Raw genomic sequence first — 18086 nt, 5'->3', positions numbered from 1 at the left:
TACAAAAACGCGGGGTTTTCAGGCAAGGGAGCCGGTTTTATTGTTTTTTAAGTTCAGTATATAAAGTTTCCAAAAGCTCGCCATCATCGCCATGATATTGCCAAAACATCGCACCACCAAGATTATTGTCTTTAATAAACTTTACTTTTTGCTTTATAGATTCAGGATCATCATAAGTAATAAATGTTCCGGAAGCTTCATGCCAAAGGAAGGGCGCCTTAGCTTCTTTATCCCAATGGCGTTTATATTTCCCTGTAGCTATACTATCCTTTAATTCCCGGTAATTTATACTGAAAGCATTGCCTGATGCTTTTTGATGTAACCCAAAGTTTTTGTTTTTCGTCTCGTGCCAGCCGCGACCATAGAAAGCCACACCTACTACAATTTTTTCTGAAGGAATCCCGGTTTCCAAATGTTCTTTTACAGCAGTTTTTGTACTTTGCTTATAATCATCAGGATCTGTCTCTGAAACATATAAATTAGTATGATGCGATGTAGAATCGTTCCAGCCACCCTGGTAATCGTAACTCATAATATTTATAAAATCCAGATATGGATGAATCTTATCTAATTCTACGTTATCTAAATATTCCTGAGTGGCAGCGGTTGCGATAGTGAGCAAATAATTTCTCTGGTCTATCTTGCCCAGAGAATCTAATTTTTTCCTGAAAAGCTTTAAAATAGAGGTGAAGTTTTGTTTATCTTCAGGGGTGTGAATATTTCCCGCTCCCGGTAGCCCGGGATATTCCCAGTCTAAATCTATCCCATCAATTTTATGTTTTTGAAGAAAGGAAATTCCGCTATTAGCAAATTTTTCCCTGCCAGTTTTGGTAGCAACTGCTTCAGAAAAGCCACCAGACCAGGTCCAGCCTCCAACTGAAATCAGGATTTTTAATTCAGGATTATTCTTCTTCAACCTGTTCAGTTTCTCCAAGCGTTCTACATCTTTGGGATTTCCCTCTATAATTTTTCCGTCTTTAATATTCGCAAAAGCGTAGTTAATGTGAGTAAGCTTATCTGCAGAGATTTCATCAAATTTATCATCTACATTGCCGGCTACAATATAACCTACAATCTTTTTCGAATTTTGTTCCTGAGCTTGTAATTGGCAGGTAGCGAGAATTATTCCTACCGATAGTATAAGCAGGATGTTTTTTACAATTTTCATAATCTAAAACCTTGAGTGTGATATTTTAAAATACTAAGTTAGCGTTTAAATAAGAAGATTTAATGAAGAAGTTGTTGTTAATAGGCCTTTTCCTAATTTACCAGGGTGCATGGAGCCAAAAGAATACGGACCAAGAAGATATTAAGATTTTAATTGAAGACTTTTTTGAAGCTTTTCACGCCCAGGATTCTACTGCGCTAAAAGAATTTGCCCATCCAGAAATTAAAATGCAATCGGTGGCTATTGATACAAAAGGGAATACCAGTCTATCTACTGAAGAATACACTGCTTTCTTGAAATCTATTGCTTCTATCCCAAAATCTACCAAATTCAGAGAGGAATTAACCGATTTTGAAATCAATACTAACGGAATGATCGCCAATGTAAGTACACCATATAGATTTTTTGTAAATGAAGGACTAAGTCATTGCGGGATAAACACCTTTCAATTGATGAAGTCTAAAGGCGAATGGAAAATTATTTACCTGGTAGACACTCGCAGTAAATTAGGATGTAAATAAATTTTTATTCTACATCTTTTACACATCTAAAGCCTAAATGTTCCAGGCCGCTTTCGGGTGTAGAACTCATTCGGGCGGCAGTTCTATAGCCGGTACAGTAAGATTCACTGCATAAAAAAGAACCTCCACGAAAAACTTTTTGCTGTGCTTCGTTAAAATATTCCTTGAAATAGCCATCGGTGCGTTGTTCCAGTTTTGAGTACGCATTGGGATAATAGGTGTCTAAAACCCATTCCCAGACATTTCCGGAAACTTCATAAAGTCCGAAAGCATTAGGAGGAAAGCTTTTTACTGGTGCTGTTTTTTCAAAATTGTCTTTTACTTCATTAGTAAGTGGAAAATCGCCCTGATGAAAATTAACAAACTCTGTAGCTTCTTCAAAGTCATTTCCCCAGTGATAAACTTGATTTTCTTTTCCGCCTCGAGCCAGGTATTCAAATTCTGCTTCGGTAGGTAAGCGTTTTCCCGCCCATTTCGCATAGGCCATAGCATCATACCAGGAGACCTGCACCACCGGATGATCTTCTTTACCTTTAATATTACTCTCGGGCCCTTGCGGATGTTTCCAATTGGCACCTTCTTTAAACTTCCACCAGGCCTGCGGATTTTTGGGATCAAAAACCGTGGCGCCGGGAGGAAAGCTTTCTCCGTTAATTTCAAAGCTGCGTTCGGCGGTTGTTACGTATCCGGTTTTTTCTACAAATTTTCTGAACTCAGCATTTGTAACCTCAGTTTCATCTACCCAAATTGTTTCAATAGTTTCTTTATGCTGCGGGAATTCATCGCGCCTGGCTTGTTGTGAATTTCCACCCATCAAATATTCCCCTCCTTCAATTTTTAGCATTCCAGAGGTTGAAACTGAATCGCGTACTTCGATTTCGGCAATTTCTTCCAGATATTTTTCATGGTAGGACTTTTCAGTTTCCTGAATATTTTCTTCGGAAGTTTCAGCAGTCTTCTTTTGCTCATTTTTACAGCTGAAAATTGAGCAAAACATTAAAGAGATAAAAAGAAATTTGAAATATAAGGACCGCATTATTCTATTTTCGGCTAAAGATATAGAAGCTTTTCTAACTAAAGATTGGCCATTGGTGAAAATATTTTCCAGCTACAAATACACTAATTAAAGGAATAAAAACTTTAAAGTGGTTTTCTGGAACTTAGATGTAAGGCCTCTTATTATTCGTGAATTCGTGGCAAAATCGCACAAATAAAAAGCCACGGAATTCAAAATTAGTATTTGAAAATTCCGTGGCAGTTTTTATAAAAATCAAACTTTATTAAGGCTTTAAAACCACTCTAAACCTCGCTTTATTATTGATCATTTTATCGTAAGCTTCACTGACTTTATCCAGCGGATATTCTTCTATTTTTGGTTTTGTACCGGTCATTGCGCTAAACTTTAAAGTATCTTCAGAATCCATAGCGGTACCGCTAGGCCAACCCGCAACCGATTTTCTTCCCATAAGAAGTTCCATTGGCGAAACCTCAATAGGATCTCCGGTTGCTGCTACCATTAATAATTTACCGTCTATTCCCAGGCCACCAATTACAGAGGTGATTGCTTCGCTGTTGGGGGCAGTGGCCAAAATAAGTTTTGCACCTCCCATATTTTGTAGTTCTTCGGCAGCATCTTTTTGTTTGGCATTGATAAAATGATGGGCGCCAAGTTCTTTGGCCAGTTCCTTTTTGCTGTCGCTAGTAGAAATTGCCACGGTGCGCATTCCCATTTTTGCGGCATATTGAATGGCCAAATGGCCCAAACCGCCAATTCCCTGCACCGCAACCGTATCGCCGGCTGTAATTCCTGAATTTCTTAAAGCATTAAAAACGGTAATCCCGGCGCAAAGTAGGGGAGCAGCCTCGGCTGAAGATAATTCTTCAGGAATACTTGCTATCGCTTCCTGCGGCGCAGTCATAAACTCGGCATAACCGCCATCATAAGAGATTCCACTAATTTTCGCATTTTCACAACTAATAAAATCTCCGCGGCGACAAGGCTCACATTCAAAACAATGTCCGCCGTGCCATCCTACGCCAACGCGTTGGCCTTTTTTCCAGTTATTCACGCGGTTACCAACTTCTTCTACTATTCCCACAACTTCGTGCCCGGGAACGCGTGGATATTCAATGCCGGGAAACGCACCTTCTTTTACAAAGGCATCGCTGTGGCAAATGCCGCAGGCTTCTACTTTAATTAATATTTCGTTCTCTTTGGGTGATGGTTTGTCTATTTCCACAACCTGAAAATCACCGCCTTTTTCTTTTACCTGTACTGCTTTCATAACTAATTTTTTTATTGGAAACTCAAGTTACAAAACAGCTAAAAGCTTCTGTTTTAATCCTTTGTTAAATAAGTTTATAAAAGCTTCGGAAGAACGAAGAATACTACAATACCGTTGTTCATAGCGTGCATGGCTATGGGCCAGATAAGATTTCCGTTTTCAATTTTAATTTTTCCGAAGAAATAACCAGCGATAATTCTTGGGAAGATCAGGATAAATAGAATTAGGTCTAATTGCCAGCCTTCAACATAGTTCCAAATATGAACCAAACCGAAAAGAGCAGCGGTAAGTAGCCATATAAGCCTATAATTTCGGTAGAGGATTATACGAAATATTCTAAGGAATCGTGAAGGTTTAAGAGATTGCAAAAAAACAAAAATAATAATAGCCGATAATATTACCAGGCTATATTTAAGTAAAGAATGAGCTTCCTGCGGAATAAAACCCAGGCCAACAAAGGCAAGCACGGCGCAAATAAAGATATAGATTTCGGTAAAAGATGGCCTTATGAGGGTTCTAAACATACTTTCTTCCAGCAAGGGAGCTATAATTACTGCCATAATTACAAATGCCAGTGGACTCTCATTCATTAAATCGAATAATTCGGTTTGCTGGTATTTTTCCAGGTCTAATTCTGGAATAAACGTGTTTAAAAAACCAAGCATAAAGAAAAACAGGAAATACGTCCCGATCATCAACCAGTAGTTGCGAAAGAGATTGCTGACTTTAGGTGGAATTTTAGGGAATTGCAAGGCTTTTATTTTAAATACTGCTGCAATTTAAAACTGTCTTTTAATTAAGCAGCTATTTATTGGTGGTTTTTTATAACAAAAGATTGCCGCATCGCTTCGTTCTTCGCAATGAATATGCAACGATTTTGAGTTTACGTCATCAGAAACATTAAGAATGAACCACAAACGAAAAACTTCAGAAACTGATAACCCACAACTGAGAACAGATCAACAACAGATTGTCGCATCGTTTTGCTCTTCGCAATGACTATAGATTATTGTAAAATCTTCTAACAATCACTTAAATTAACCTTCACGGCAAGTCCACCTTCTGAGGTTTCTTTGTACTTTGAATTCATATCTTTTGCGGTATCCCACATGGTTTCAATTACTTTATCTAGAGGCACTTTTGCTTTGGTGGCGTCACTTTCTAAAGCAATTTCGGCGGCGTTTATTGCTTTTATGGCGCCCATAGCATTTCTTTCAATGCAAGGAACTTGCACCAATCCGGCGATAGGATCACAGGTTAAACCCAGGTGGTGTTCCATTGCGATTTCTGCGGCCATAAGCACTTGTTCTGGAGTTCCGCCCAGCAATTCGGTTAATCCGCCCGCAGCCATCGCCGAGGATACGCCAATTTCGGCCTGGCAACCACCCATTGCAGCAGAAATTGTAGCACCTTTTTTAAAGAGACTGCCAATTTCACCGGCCACAAGCATGAAGCGTTTCATATCTTCAAAAGTGGCATCGTGATTTTCAATCACCATATAATACATCATAACCGAGGGCACGGTACCGGCACTACCATTAGTGGGCGCAGTAACCACCCGACCAAGTGATGCATTTACTTCGTTTACGCTAATGGCAAAACAGCTCACCCATTTAAGGATTTGCCTGAACTTAACTTCAGTCCTCCTAATAGCGCTAATCCATTCTTCGGGTGAATTATACTTTTGTTCTTCAATAAGGCGTTGGTGCATTTCAAAAGAGCGGCGTTTAACGTTTAGTCCACCGGGAAGAGTACCCTCTGTATGGCAACCGATATACATAGACTCCAGCATTACATCCCAAATTTGCTTTAAGCCAGAATTTATTTCTTCCTCGCTCCTAAGCGATTTTTCATTTTCCAGAACGATTTCGGAAATCGGTTTGTTTTCCGCTTTGCAGTAGGCGAGAAGTTCTGTAGCTTTTTCTATAGGAAAAGGAAATTCCAAAAAGCTTTTCATCTTTTTACTGGCGTTTTTTCGTTCTTTCTTCACCACAAATCCGCCGCCGATGGAATAAAAAGAGGACGAAGATTTTTTACCGTTCGTCAGTTTAGCACGGAAGGTCATTCCGTTAGGATGAAATTCCAAAAAATTACGATTGAATTTTACATCTTCGGCAATGCTAAAATCGATTTCACGCTCAGCATTAAGTTGAAGTTTTTTTGTCTCCCGTATTTTTTCAATTTCAGTATCAATTAAAGAAATATCCATAGTTACGGGATCGTGGCCGCAAAGTCCTAAAATAGTAGCGATATCTGTAGCATGGCCAATTCCGGTAAGTGAAAGTGAGCCATAAAGATCAATATGAATGTGTTCGACATCGTTAAAGATGCCTTTTTGCTTTAATTCTGCAATCCAACGTTGCGCTGCGCGCCAGGGACCTAAAGTATGAGAACTGGAAGGACCAACACCCACCTTCAACATATCAAAAACGCTAATACATTCAATTTTTCGCATTGTATAACTCCTATTTTACTGCAAAAATAAGGATTTGTTAGTGTGATACCCTAAGATTTGAAGAAATATTAAAACGATTTCGTAGTTGGTAAACCGCAGATCTGGCAAGTGCTTTCAGTAAAAAATGACAACATGTCATAAGTTTTCCGCTGGCATAATGATTGACTTTAACATCTCGAAGAATTGAAATCAATAATATAAAATATAACGAATAGAATTATGGGTAAAATAATTGGAATTGACTTAGGAACAACCAACTCTTGCGTAGCAGTAATGGAAGGTAACGAGCCTACGGTAATACCTAATGCCGAAGGAAAAAGAACTACCCCTTCTGTGATTGCATTTGTAGAAGGTGGCGAAATAAAAGTTGGTGACCCTGCAAAAAGACAGGCGGTTACCAACCCAACAAAAACCGTAGCATCTATAAAAAGATTTATGGGGAACAAATATACCGAGTCTTCTAAAGAAGCAGGAAGGGTTCCTTATAAAGTTGTAAAAGGTGATAATGACACTCCACGTGTTGAAATAGACGGAAGAAAATATACTCCGCAGGAACTTTCTGCTATGGTACTTCAAAAAATGAAGAAAACTGCAGAAGACTATCTTGGACAGGATGTAACAGAAGCAGTAATTACTGTTCCAGCTTACTTTAACGATTCTCAGCGTCAGGCTACCAAAGAAGCCGGAGAGATCGCAGGGTTAAAAGTAAGTAGAATTATAAACGAGCCAACCGCAGCAGCACTTGCTTACGGACTTGATAAAAAATCTCAAGACCAAAAGATCGCTGTATATGACCTTGGTGGTGGTACTTTTGATATCTCTATCCTTGAATTAGGTGATGGAGTATTTGAAGTATTGTCTACTAATGGTGACACTCACCTTGGTGGTGACGATTTTGATGAGGTATTAATCGATTATCTTGCAGATACTTTCCAAAAAGCTGAAGATATTGATTTGAGAAAAGACCCAATGGCACTTCAGCGTTTAAAAGAAGCTGCTGAAAAAGCTAAGATTGAGTTGTCTTCTTCAACTCAAACTGAAATCAATTTACCTTATGTAACGGCAACTTCAAGTGGACCAAAACACCTTGTTGAAACTATTAGCCGTTCTAAGTTTGAGCAATTAGCTTCAGAATTAGTAACACGTTCTATGGATCCTGTTAAGAAAGCTCTTAGCGATGCAGGACTTTCAAAAAGCGATATAGATGAGGTAATTCTTGTTGGTGGTTCTACCCGTATTCCTAAAATTCAGGAGGAAGTAGAAGCATTCTTTGGCAAGAAACCTTCAAAAGGGGTTAACCCAGATGAGGTTGTTGCTATTGGTGCAGCTATTCAGGGTGGTGTATTAACCGGAGATGTAAAAGATGTATTATTACTTGATGTTACTCCACTTTCTTTAGGAATTGAAACTATGGGAGGAGTAAACACTAAATTGATAGAATCTAATACAACCATACCAACCAAGAAATCACAGACTTTCTCTACTGCGGCAGATAATCAGCCTTCAGTTGAAATCCACGTGTTGCAGGGTGAACGTCCAATGGCGGCAGATAACAAAACCATCGGTAGATTCCATTTAGATGGAATTCCACCAGCGCCAAGAGGAACACCTCAAATTGAAGTGACTTTTGATATTGATGCCAATGGTATTATTAAAGTAAGCGCTACCGATAAAGCAACCGGAAAATCTCAGGATATTCGTATCGAGGCTTCTTCAGGATTAACCGAGGAAGAAATCGAGAAGATGAAGAAAGAAGCTGAAGCAAATGCTGAAAGCGATAAGAAAACCAAAGAGAAAGTAGATAAGCTTAACGAAGCTGATGCTATGATCTTCCAAACTGAAAAGCAGTTGAAAGAATTTGGTGATAAGATTTCTGAAGATAAGAAAAAGCCGGTAGAAGAAGCTTTAGAAGAATTGAAGAAAGCTTACGAAACCAAAGAGCTGGATCAAATAACTCCTGCTTTAGACAAATTGAACGAAGCCTGGAAAACAGCTTCTGAAGAAATGTATAAAGCACAAGCTGAAGCTCAAGGCGGCCAGGCAGGACCACAACAAGGTGCTACCGGAGCCCAGGGAGGTCAGCAAGCCGGCGGAGGAGACTCTAAAAAGGGAGATGATGTAGAAGATGTAGATTTTGAAGAGGTTAAATAGATAACCTGTCTCGACGAAAGTCGGGTTCTCAAAATCAGAGAGCATATATTTAAAAGCGTAATCATTAATTTGGTTGCGCTTTTTTTTTTATTGCGCACGCAACCATTGCCTATTTTACGCATCTATTAATAAACTCACAATATGAAGACGCTAGTACTAATTCTTGCATTAATATTTTTAGTTTCCTGTAGTTCTGATGATTCTATTACTACCGATGGATTTGAACCAATTTCTGAACAATATCCTTTTGAAGATCTGGAGCCCGAAGTAGAAACTGATTATTGGGAGCTTAAATATGCGGTAGTACATGGCCAGGATGATGTTGATGAGGAGATCATAGTTCGAAATGGAGCATTATGTCATAGTGCAGAAGACGACTTGTGCCAGGAGGAATTTAGAAATTTAAAACCAGAATTTGGATTTGCAGCTGGTTGCCTTCCGGCATCATGCTTTTATTATTTAAAATATCAAGCTAATGATCAAAACCATTTGGTTGCTACTAAGGATGAATTACTTCAATTTTTAGGTACTATAAATACGCAAGAAGAAGCTTTGCTTTGGACTCGTGCAAACGCTTATTATTTTCGGGTTAACGATATCGATGGCGGTGCAATTAAAACGGCAGAAACTGGTTTTGAGCTTATTGTATTAAAAACTGTTAGTTACTGTACACCCATTCAAACTAATAGATATCACCTTAAGGTTCAGGCAAATGGCGAAATAGAAGTGTTAAATGAAAAAGTGTTTTCAGTTGATGAAAATTCCTGTGTTTAATTTTCATCATCAATCACCATGTTAGGCTTTTGAAGACTAGCAGCTAATATCCAGGCCTATTAGTGCAGATAAAAACTCAGAAGATATTGAAAAATCTAAGCTAAAAAAGTATAATACAAATACACAAGATTAAAAACTACCAAAAGCCCGAAACAGGTTAAGCTGAAAATCCTATAATTCTTACCCGGCCGTTGTTTTTCGGGCATTTGTTTGCCGGTGACCAGTTTGTAATTGAACCAGGCCAAAAATGGAGCCGATAGAAATGAAAGTCCGGCGGCGAAATCTACTAAAATGGTAAAAGAACCGGAAAGGAAAAATAAAATTGAAAGTGATAGGATCGGAATAGTAAAAATAGAAACACGATAAATCTTCCATTTCTCTTTTTTGTCTTCAGGTTTATCCTTCTCCGGATTTTTTAATTCTGAAATTACTCTTGGGTAGGCATCAGTTACCGTTAGAACCGTGCTTAGCATTGTTATAAAAGCCGCAACCGAAATTAAAGGTTTACTCCATTCTCCCAGTGTTTTTCCGTAAAGCTCCACCAACTGACTCGAAAACTCCACGCTGTTGCTCGAAAAGGAGGTTCCACTGCCAAACATCACTAAAACCCCAAGGAGAAAAAATAATAATCCGATAAAAGCGGCCGAAATATAACCAACATTAAAATCGGCAAAAGCACCTTTCACGGAAATTTTCTGTTTGTTTTGAACTGCTTTTTCTTTAGTCCAGATGGAATGCCAGACCGAGGCATCTAAAGGAATAGGCATCCAACCCATAAAAGCGATTATAAAGCCTAAACTAGCGGTGGTCCAGAGTGAAGGCGGTTCAGTGGTTACGGCATCGGTAGCTGTCCCAGCCCCCAAAGCCATAATTACTGCAGCGAGTGTGGCAAACGTTAATATAGTAACAATCACCTTCATACTTTTATCAAGGCCGGGATATTTACCAATTAAAAGTAGAGCGATACAGGAAATAAGGATAATGCCGCTCCAAAGAAATGGGGACCAGCCAAAATTGAATAAACGCTCCGCCAAACCGGCGGTCACAATAGTTACCGCGGCCTGTATAATAAACATACTTCCAACGGTGATAAAAATATAGATCCAGTATGGAAATTTACCTAGCTTTTTGTACCCGGTAATTAAATGATTTCCTGTACCTGCGGCAAACCTGGGGCCAAATTCCAGGAAAGGATATTTTGAGATACAGGCCACAATTAATACCCAGATTAAGATAAATCCGTAATCGGCACCGGCTCTTGTGGCCTGTACTAAATGTGAAACTCCAATCGCCGCTCCTGCTAGTAAAAAGCCCGGACCAATACTTTTTAAAATCGATGTTTTAGAAGAAGTAGTTTTTTGTTTCATATAGAATACCTGATAAAAGACAACATTATGTCACTTCGAGCGCCATTTCTAAAGATTTCATTCTGGCGGGCAGTTGAGAAGTCAATTTAAGCAAATTCAGCAATTAGTTCAGTATTGACTTCGTGTCCGCCTTTATAAGTTTTGATCTCAAAATTATTGGGAAATAATTCTTTTAACCGCTTTTCTTCCACTTTAATAATCCCGTTTTTGAGGTATTCATCTTCGGTGCCGTAGATAAAGGTGAAGTTGGTATTTTTTAGAAACCTAAAATCATCGGTTGTCAATTCCGCCGGAACTTTTCCGGAATGCATAATTAACTCATTGCATTTAATTTTCCTGTTTGCAATCCACCGGGTCGCTACCGAAACTCCCTGGGAGTAGCCTAAAATAATCAGTCTCGGCGCTTTTTCCAGATTTTCAGCTTTATAAACTTCATCCAGGTAGTTGAGTATATTTTCGGTTTCCGCTTCAGTGCGTTCTTTGGTTAGCCAGGAAGCACCCACGTGTTTATACTCGTTATTGAGGTAATATTTAGACTGCGCTTGCGGGGCGATAATGTAATTTTCTTCGATGTTTAAATGATTAAAATGCCTTAGAAAATACCGACTTAGATATCCAATTCCGTGGCAAACCAACCATACCGTTTTTGTTTTTTCAGTAAAATTATTTAAAACGCTATAGGTATTGGTGATTTGGTAGGAAAGCTGCTTTTCGGTACTCATTTTTTGTAGTTAGTTTTTATCAAAAAAAATCATTTTTGGAAATATAAGCAAGGGTTGGGTATTATCATCTATAAAATTTTTAAAGCTTCTTTAATTTCTGGGGTAAACCCCTATATGTTTTTTTTCTAAATCATTCTAAATTTATTCAAGTTTTTACTGCCCTGTATATTAATACTTTACATCTTACCTCAATATTATTATGCAGGATTTCATTTCATAAAGTATCGTTTCATTAATTAAGATTTTATCCCTCTTTTTTTAGTACTTGAGGGGACTAAGGATAGAATATTTATTAACCATTTAAATAATTTAGATATGAGAAATTTTAAATTCAACGTGATGATTTTGGCGATTTTCGCCCTTATTTTCACTTCTTGTAGTAAAGATGAGAATTCTGGAGTCGAGCAACAAGTTTCAGAGGGAGTAGCAGAGCTGTACTTAGGTCCAGTGCTTAATGCTGAAATAAGAAAAGCATTCCAAAAACAGGAGGCTGAACTTCCTGAATGTTCAGAAGATGCGCCAGCTTATGCACAAATTTCTTTGGTATATGGTGATGCAGATTCTCCTGTAGATGTTATTGTTCCCATTTTAATTGATGGAACTGATTTGTTTACCGATTATGACGAAGCTCTGGAAATTCCGGTAGCTTCTGGCGAAACAACAGTTTCTGTTACCTTAAACGATTTTCTTGTATGGAATGACGATGGAGGTGCTCCAGGAGAAGTAATATGGGCAGCTCCCAAGACTGGAAGCGATTTTGCGGGTATCGTTTCTCAATCCCTTCCCTTTAGCTGGGATTTGAGAGCGGGATCCAAAACCTATACCGATGTTGAGGTATTATGCTTTGATGACCGAGATGTGAATCTGTACGGCTATCAATTTTTTGATATTGTACCTGTAGAAATTTATGAATTCTGTGTATTTGCTAATTACTGTAACGATGCAGGAAGACATTTTACCGCTAATTATACATTTGATATAACTTATATAGGTAATGAAAACGATATACCGTTATATACCGGCGAAATGCCAATGACAGGGAATACAGAAGATGACGATTCTGGCGACTGGTATGCCGATCCTTTATGTTTAGCTATTCCAGCTCCTATATATGGAGAGGGACCCGATACTGATTATATTAGGGTTACTGCTACCCTGGCCAATTGGGATGCTAATTATCCTGCACCAGGCGCTGTAGATCCTATTTCTGAAGATTTAAGCTGGAACGAGGTGCAGAGTTTCTTTGTAGATGGTGATAACATAAATTACTGGCATATATTCTTTAATTGCGAAGATGATGATGGTGGTCAAACCGGCTCGGACGATGATGGGGATGGAGTACCTAATGATATTGATGAATGTCCAGGTACAGATCCAGGTGTAGAGGTAGATGAAGTTGGTTGTGAAAGTATTCAAGTACCAGGGAGAGACATTGTAGTATTAAATGATGTGAATATTTTTGATGAAACCTCGATGAATGATCCTGATAATGTGCAGTTCGTGAAAAACTTAATTAATTTTACAACGACAGGTTCTAGGAATACTGGTAATACATTTATGTTTGATAATGGAAGGTCTTCCGCCTGTGTTTCTTGTGCAGATTGGACAACATTCAGAAATTTGATTTCAGATGAAGGATTCTCAATTTCTGATATCAGCTCAACAAGCGGGTCACTAACCAATATTCCAGATGATGTAAAAATTATTATGTTAGTACTTCCAACAGTTCAATATACCGTAGCTGAAATCAACACGCTGAAATCGTTTTCAAGTGAAGGTGGTAGAATTATCTTTATGGGAGAGTATGACTCTTTTTATGGACCAGGAATAGCAATAGAAAATCAATTTCTATTAAATATGGGAGCCGTATTGACTAATACAGGTGGAGCATTAGATTGTGATTATACAGTATTACCAGAAAGTTCTAATAGAGATCATCCCATCATGGATGGCGTAGGAAGTCTAACTATTGCTTGTGCTTCTGTAATTGAACCAGGAGAAGGTGATTTTGCACTTTTCTACGATACCACGAATACATACGTATTAGGTGGAGTGGCAAAAATAGATACAGCTCCAATTACTGAGCTAGCACAGGTTGAAAGATCAAAATTGAGACAGTCTAATATTAAACTGCCCAGACCTTCCTCGTCCACAGGATATTAATAAATTATATTTAAATTTTACAAAGCCGCTTTAAAGCGGCTTTGTTTTTTTATAGAGATTTTGCATCAGCAACTTTCATTTCGCTTTTTCCCACCCGGTTTCGTACTTTTACAAAATAACTAAGCTTTCAAATGATGACCAAAGAAGAACTTCTGGAGCTTTCTAAAAAAGTATGCAAAAATACCTTAATGGAAACTTTGGAGATAGAATTTACCGAAGTCGGGGACGATTATTTAATCGCTAAAATGCCGGTTACATCCAGAGTGCACCAGCCAGACGGTGTTTTGCATGGCGGTGCCAGTGTGGCTTTAGCAGAAAGTGTTGGAAGTATGGCAAGTTATGTTTTTCTGGATACTGAAAAATTTTATGTTCGTGGGATTGAAATTTCGGCCAATCATTTAAAAAGTATTACTGAAGGTTTTGTCTATGCCAAAGCGTCTTTTATCCATAAAGGCCGTACCACCCAGCTTTTTGAAATCAGGATTACCGATGAAGATGAAAACCTGATTTCTATTGTAAAACTTACTACCATAGCGTTGCCTAAAAAGAAATAGAAGATGAACAGCGAAGATTTTTTTACAAAATTAGAAACGCAAATTCAAAACGAAAACCCCTTTGTAGCTTATAGAGGCCCTAAGGCTAAGAGCGGATTGACCAAAGCTTTGCTGCAGGATTCTTCGAAAACCTATAAAACTTCCATATTTAACGAAAGCGGATTTGTTTTCGCTCCTTTTGAAAATCCTGAAAGTGCATTCTTGATTCCTTCAGAAAATGCTGAAATTATTTCTACGGAATATCCAGCTGAAATATCTTCGGATGCAAAGAAGATAAATCAGGATTTTCCACCGGCTTATACCTATACAGATTCTAAAATTCAGCACGAAAAATTGGTTGAAAAAGGAATTGAAGCAATTGCGAAAGGGGAATTCAAAAAAGTGGTTTTATCGCGCAAGGAAAGTGTTCAAACCCAACTGGAAGCACTTGGTATTTTTAAGAACTTGCTTAAAAAATATGATACGGCATTTGTGTATTTCTGGTTTCATCCCCAAACCGGAATTTGGCTTGGTGCTACACCGGAAACGCTTTTAAATGTAGAGCGTGAAAAATTTAAAACTATGGCGCTGGCCGGAACCCAAGCGTTTGAAGGCACTTCATCTGTGAATTGGGGAGAGAAAGAAATTGAGGAACAGCAAATAGTCACCGATTCAATTTTAGAAAATCTGAAACATAAAGTTTCCGGTAAGATTCATAAATCAGAGCCATATACTTCCAAAGCGGGTAATTTGCTGCATTTGCAAACCGATATTACGGGAATGCTGGATCCGGAAAAATCCAGCCTTAAAAGCTTGATTTTAGCGTTGCATCCAACTCCTGCCGTTTGCGGACTTCCGAAAGTAAATGCGAAAAAATTTATCCTGGAAAATGAGGGCTATGACCGCGAATTCTATTCGGGTTTTCTGGGGGAACTAAACATGACAAAAGAGGTTAAGCGAAATAGTAATCGTAGAAACCAGGAAAATCAAGCTTATGGAAGCATTCTGAAGCAAACTTCCTTATTTGTGAATTTACGGTGTATGAAACTGGAAGCCGGAAAAGCCCGGTTATTCATTGGCGGCGGAATAACCAAAGATTCCAATCCTGCAAACGAATGGCTGGAAACCGTAAATAAATCGCATACCATAAAATCGGTGCTTGTTAAATAAGGTCAAAACCTACATCTGAAATCTTTTTGAAATTGTAATTTTGAGTTGCTTAAAAAAGCGTCATTACGAACGAAGTGAAGTAATCTTTCAATCAATTAACTGTAATTTACAGATTGCTTCTCCCGATAAATATCGGAATCAAAATGACGAGTAGAAACTACTGACTTGTACCAAACCTCTTAGTTATCAAACCCTGTGAGGTCTGGTTTGAAAAATAAACTTTGTGAAATACTCCAAAATACCTGTTGCCAGATCTATTGTGGCGCTTTGCGTTGCTAAAAATATAACTCATGTTGTGATTTCCCCCGGTTCGAGGAATGCGCCTTTAACCATTGGTTTTACCCATCATCCCGAGATAAAGCCTTACAGTATTGTAGATGAACGATGCGCGGCTTTTTATGCACTGGGAATGGCGCAGCAATTACAAAAACCGGTGGCGCTAGTGTGCACTTCAGGCTCTGCTTTGCTTAATTATTATCCGGCGATTGCTGAAGCTTTTTATAGCGATATCCCTTTGGTGATCATTTCTGCAGACCGGCCAATTGAGCGCATAGATATTGGCGACGGCCAAACGATTAGGCAAAAAAACGTATTTGAAAACCATATTTTATATTCGGCAAACTTGCATTCAGAATTGGTTTTGGATTCTGAGGCGACCGATAAGAAACTTCAGCAAAAACAATTTGAATCACAAAAGCATAACGAGCGGGAAGTAAATCTTGCGCTAAATAAGGCTATAGAAGGGAAGGGGCCGGTACATATTAATGTGCCTTTTTATGAGCCTTTGTATGATTTGGTGGAAAATGTTGAGGTAAACCCTATTCAGATTTTGCCGGAAATTAAAGAGCGAACTTATACGGGAAACCAATTGGGTGGCTATGCCGATCTTTGGAATAAGGCAAAACGAAAAATGGTAATTGTTGGGGTGGCACAACCTAATGTGGTGGAACAGGACTTTCTCGAGAAAATGGCCAAGGACGATTCGGTAATTGTATTGACGGAAACGACCTCCAATTTAAACCATCCTGAATTTTTTACGCGAATTGACACCCTGATTGGTCCCATTGAAAAAAACGAAAACAGGGAGGAATTATTCAAGAAACTTCAGCCGGAAATTCTGCTCACATTTGGCGGGATGATCGTTTCAAAGAAGATCAAAGCATTTTTAAGAAATTATCAGCCACAGCAACACTGGCATATCGATCCTAAGAAAGCTTACAATACTTTTTTCTGCTTAAACAAGCATTTTGAAACCACGGTAAATTCATTCTTCAGCCATTTCTTTCCGCTTACCCAAAAGCTAAATAGTGATTATGGAACGTTTTGGAAAGAAATGAAAAGCAAACGCCAAATTCGGCACGAAGAATATATGAACGAAATTCCATATTCTGACCTGAAGGCGATGCAGGAAATTGTTCCCAGGGTTCCCGAAAATTACATTGTGCATCTGGGCAATAGTTCTACCATTCGCTATGCGCAATTATTTAAATGGAAAGAAAGCTTGCGTATTTTTTGTAATCGCGGTACTAGCGGAATTGATGGTAGTATTTCGACTGCAGTTGGTGCGGCTTGTTTAAATGCTGAGCCGACGCTTATGATTGCAGGTGATTTAAGTTTTTTCTATGATAGCAATGCACTTTGGAATAATTATATTCCGAAGAATTTCAGGATAATAATTTTGAATAATAATGGGGGCGGGATTTTTAGGATTCTCCCCGGAAATAAGCACACCGAGAATTTTGAAACTTATTTTGAAACCACGCATCAGCTTCAGGCGAAATCTTTAAGCGAAATGTATGGGTTTGAATATTTGAATGCTTCTACTTCAGAAGAAATAGGAGAAAATTTAAAATATTTCTTCAGCGATTCAGATCAGCCGAAAATTCTGGAAATTTTTACCCCAAGAAAAATTAACGACGAAGTGCTGCTGGAATACTTCAATTTTATGAAATCTTAAGAATTTAAATTCGCAAAAAACTATTCGTTTAAGTAATTTGGTGAGAAATAAACCAAAAATTCTTAATTATGAGTACAAAAACCGATGAAAAAGTAGGTAAATACATCCAGGATGTAAAAGAAAAAATTGGCGAGGAGCCCGATGTGGATTTACTGAGAAAGGTAACCGAAGCCTGTGGCCCCAGTATTTTTAGAAGTGATGCAGAAACCGTTTCCAGTACTTCAGAATCTGAAATGGAAACCGTAAAGCGTAATTTCCTAATCAAGAAATTAGGTTTAAAAGATGATGCAAAACTGGATGTGGGATTAAACGCCGTAATGGAAAAATATGGTAAATCCAACAGGAATAAATATCGCGCGGTAGTTTATTATCTGCTTACCAAATACTTTAAAAAAGAAAGTGTTTTTAAATAATTAAAACAGTAGTGTCCGATAAAGATTTTTAAAAGCGGGATTTCCTAAAAAGGATTTCCCGCTTATTTTATATCTTGTTTTTACCACAAAACCAGATATATGAACAAAAGTAACAACTTTAGCGGACAGCCCATTATTAAGCAGCTATTAAAATTGCTTTCCCCATCAATAATTACCCGGACAGTATCTGATCATAACAGTGACAGGTATTACAAGCGTTTTAAAACATACGATCATTTGGTAACGATGCTCTATGCCACTTTGAGCGGTGTTAGCTCTCTGCGGGAATTATCCACGATATTATTGGCCTGCGAGGGACGAATAGGACATTTAAACCTCAAACATTTTCCAAAACGCAGCACCTTGTCCGATGCTAATAAGAATCGTAGTAGCGAAGTCTTTGCAAG

General features: G+C 38.3%; 16 protein-coding genes. 9 read left to right on the top strand and 7 right to left on the bottom strand.

What is annotated here, in order from left to right; genetic code table 11:
• Positions 1-37: 37 nt before the first annotated feature.
• Positions 38-1168, bottom strand: coding sequence for a glycoside hydrolase family 18 protein (locus LB465_RS06895; RefSeq protein WP_224468581.1), 1131 nt, complete (start codon positions 1166-1168; stop codon positions 38-40).
• A 62-nt stretch (positions 1169-1230) separates the two neighbouring features.
• Between LB465_RS06895 and LB465_RS06890 the strand changes: the two genes are divergently transcribed.
• A complete protein-coding gene (locus LB465_RS06890) occupies positions 1231-1689 on the top strand; it encodes a nuclear transport factor 2 family protein (protein WP_224468579.1) in 459 nt (152 codons plus the stop codon).
• A gap of 4 nt (positions 1690-1693) precedes the next feature.
• On the opposite strand, the gene LB465_RS06885 is transcribed toward LB465_RS06890, so the two are convergent.
• From LB465_RS06885 to LB465_RS06870, 4 genes are all read right to left on the bottom strand, one after another.
• A complete protein-coding gene (locus LB465_RS06885) occupies positions 1694-2725 on the bottom strand; it encodes a formylglycine-generating enzyme family protein (RefSeq protein WP_224468577.1) in 1032 nt (343 codons plus the stop codon).
• Positions 2726-2969: 244 nt separating this feature from the next.
• On the bottom strand, positions 2970-3974 hold the full coding sequence (locus LB465_RS06880) for an alcohol dehydrogenase (RefSeq protein WP_224468575.1): 1005 nt from the start codon (positions 3972-3974) through the stop codon (positions 2970-2972).
• A gap of 74 nt (positions 3975-4048) precedes the next feature.
• The gene (locus tag LB465_RS06875) at positions 4049-4669 is read right to left on the bottom strand and encodes a CPBP family glutamic-type intramembrane protease (RefSeq protein ID WP_224468573.1); all 621 of its coding nucleotides are present in this window, start codon (positions 4667-4669) and stop codon (positions 4049-4051) included.
• 326 nt (positions 4670-4995) lie between these two features.
• Entirely contained in the window at positions 4996-6429 is a 1434-nt protein-coding gene (locus LB465_RS06870) for an L-serine ammonia-lyase (protein WP_224468571.1), read from the bottom strand.
• 219 nt (positions 6430-6648) lie between these two features.
• Here LB465_RS06870 and dnaK point away from each other — a divergent pair, with 219 nt between their 5' ends.
• Positions 6649-8580 (top strand): molecular chaperone DnaK, encoded by a 1932-nt coding sequence (gene dnaK, locus LB465_RS06865; protein WP_224468568.1) that lies wholly within the window; start codon positions 6649-6651, stop codon positions 8578-8580.
• Positions 8581-8721: 141 nt separating this feature from the next.
• Positions 8722-9354: a hypothetical protein gene (locus tag LB465_RS06860; protein ID WP_224468566.1), complete on the top strand. Its 633-nt coding sequence runs from the start codon at positions 8722-8724 to the stop codon at positions 9352-9354.
• Between the two features lie 95 nt (positions 9355-9449).
• On the opposite strand, the gene LB465_RS06855 is transcribed toward LB465_RS06860, so the two are convergent.
• Entirely contained in the window at positions 9450-10721 is a 1272-nt protein-coding gene (locus tag LB465_RS06855) for an NRAMP family divalent metal transporter (RefSeq protein WP_224468564.1), read from the bottom strand.
• An 86-nt stretch (positions 10722-10807) separates the two neighbouring features.
• Complete coding sequence (locus LB465_RS06850) at positions 10808-11443, bottom strand: alpha/beta hydrolase (protein ID WP_224468562.1); 636 nt, start codon at positions 11441-11443, stop codon at positions 10808-10810.
• A gap of 315 nt (positions 11444-11758) precedes the next feature.
• On the opposite strand from LB465_RS06850, the gene LB465_RS06845 reads away from it, so the two are divergent.
• From LB465_RS06845 to LB465_RS06820, 6 genes are all read left to right on the top strand, one after another.
• Positions 11759-13606, top strand: a complete 1848-nt coding sequence (locus LB465_RS06845; RefSeq protein WP_224468560.1) for a hypothetical protein — start codon at positions 11759-11761, stop codon at positions 13604-13606.
• Positions 13607-13737: 131 nt separating this feature from the next.
• Positions 13738-14160, top strand: coding sequence for a PaaI family thioesterase (locus LB465_RS06840; protein WP_224468558.1), 423 nt, complete (start codon positions 13738-13740; stop codon positions 14158-14160).
• A gap of 3 nt (positions 14161-14163) precedes the next feature.
• Positions 14164-15309 carry a chorismate-binding protein gene (locus tag LB465_RS06835; protein ID WP_224468556.1) on the top strand — a complete coding sequence of 382 codons (1146 nt, stop codon included), beginning with the start codon at positions 14164-14166 and terminating at the stop codon, positions 15307-15309.
• 223 nt (positions 15310-15532) lie between these two features.
• On the top strand, positions 15533-17266 hold the full coding sequence (menD, locus tag LB465_RS06830; protein ID WP_224468553.1) for a 2-succinyl-5-enolpyruvyl-6-hydroxy-3-cyclohexene-1-carboxylic-acid synthase: 1734 nt from the start codon (positions 15533-15535) through the stop codon (positions 17264-17266).
• Positions 17267-17334: 68 nt separating this feature from the next.
• On the top strand, positions 17335-17679 hold the full coding sequence (locus LB465_RS06825; protein ID WP_224468551.1) for a DUF2853 family protein: 345 nt from the start codon (positions 17335-17337) through the stop codon (positions 17677-17679).
• Between the two features lie 99 nt (positions 17680-17778).
• Positions 17779-18086, top strand: a 308-nt coding sequence (locus LB465_RS06820; protein WP_224468549.1) for a DUF4372 domain-containing protein, incomplete at its 3' end; no start/stop codon positions are given.

This window comes from Salegentibacter lacus (genome assembly GCF_020164555.1).
Lineage (GTDB): Bacteria > Bacteroidota > Bacteroidia > Flavobacteriales > Flavobacteriaceae > Salegentibacter > Salegentibacter lacus.
This window is presented reverse-complemented; position numbering and strand designations above follow the sequence as displayed.

Coding starts and splice junctions, on each gene's coding strand:
- LB465_RS06895 (WP_224468581.1), bottom strand. CDS start 1,168: ATGAAAATTGTAAAAAACATCCTGCTTATACTATCGGTAGGAATAATT.
- LB465_RS06890 (WP_224468579.1), top strand. CDS start 1,231: ATGAAGAAGTTGTTGTTAATAGGCCTTTTCCTAATTTACCAGGGTGCA.
- LB465_RS06885 (WP_224468577.1), bottom strand. CDS start 2,725: ATGCGGTCCTTATATTTCAAATTTCTTTTTATCTCTTTAATGTTTTGC.
- LB465_RS06880 (WP_224468575.1), bottom strand. CDS start 3,974: ATGAAAGCAGTACAGGTAAAAGAAAAAGGCGGTGATTTTCAGGTTGTG.
- LB465_RS06875 (WP_224468573.1), bottom strand. CDS start 4,669: ATGATCGGGACGTATTTCCTGTTTTTCTTTATGCTTGGTTTTTTAAAC.
- LB465_RS06870 (WP_224468571.1), bottom strand. CDS start 6,429: ATGCGAAAAATTGAATGTATTAGCGTTTTTGATATGTTGAAGGTGGGT.
- dnaK (WP_224468568.1), top strand. CDS start 6,649: ATGGGTAAAATAATTGGAATTGACTTAGGAACAACCAACTCTTGCGTA.
- LB465_RS06860 (WP_224468566.1), top strand. CDS start 8,722: ATGAAGACGCTAGTACTAATTCTTGCATTAATATTTTTAGTTTCCTGT.
- LB465_RS06855 (WP_224468564.1), bottom strand. CDS start 10,721: ATGAAACAAAAAACTACTTCTTCTAAAACATCGATTTTAAAAAGTATT.
- LB465_RS06850 (WP_224468562.1), bottom strand. CDS start 11,443: ATGAGTACCGAAAAGCAGCTTTCCTACCAAATCACCAATACCTATAGC.
- LB465_RS06845 (WP_224468560.1), top strand. CDS start 11,759: ATGAGAAATTTTAAATTCAACGTGATGATTTTGGCGATTTTCGCCCTT.
- LB465_RS06840 (WP_224468558.1), top strand. CDS start 13,738: ATGATGACCAAAGAAGAACTTCTGGAGCTTTCTAAAAAAGTATGCAAA.
- LB465_RS06835 (WP_224468556.1), top strand. CDS start 14,164: ATGAACAGCGAAGATTTTTTTACAAAATTAGAAACGCAAATTCAAAAC.
- LB465_RS06825 (WP_224468551.1), top strand. CDS start 17,335: ATGAGTACAAAAACCGATGAAAAAGTAGGTAAATACATCCAGGATGTA.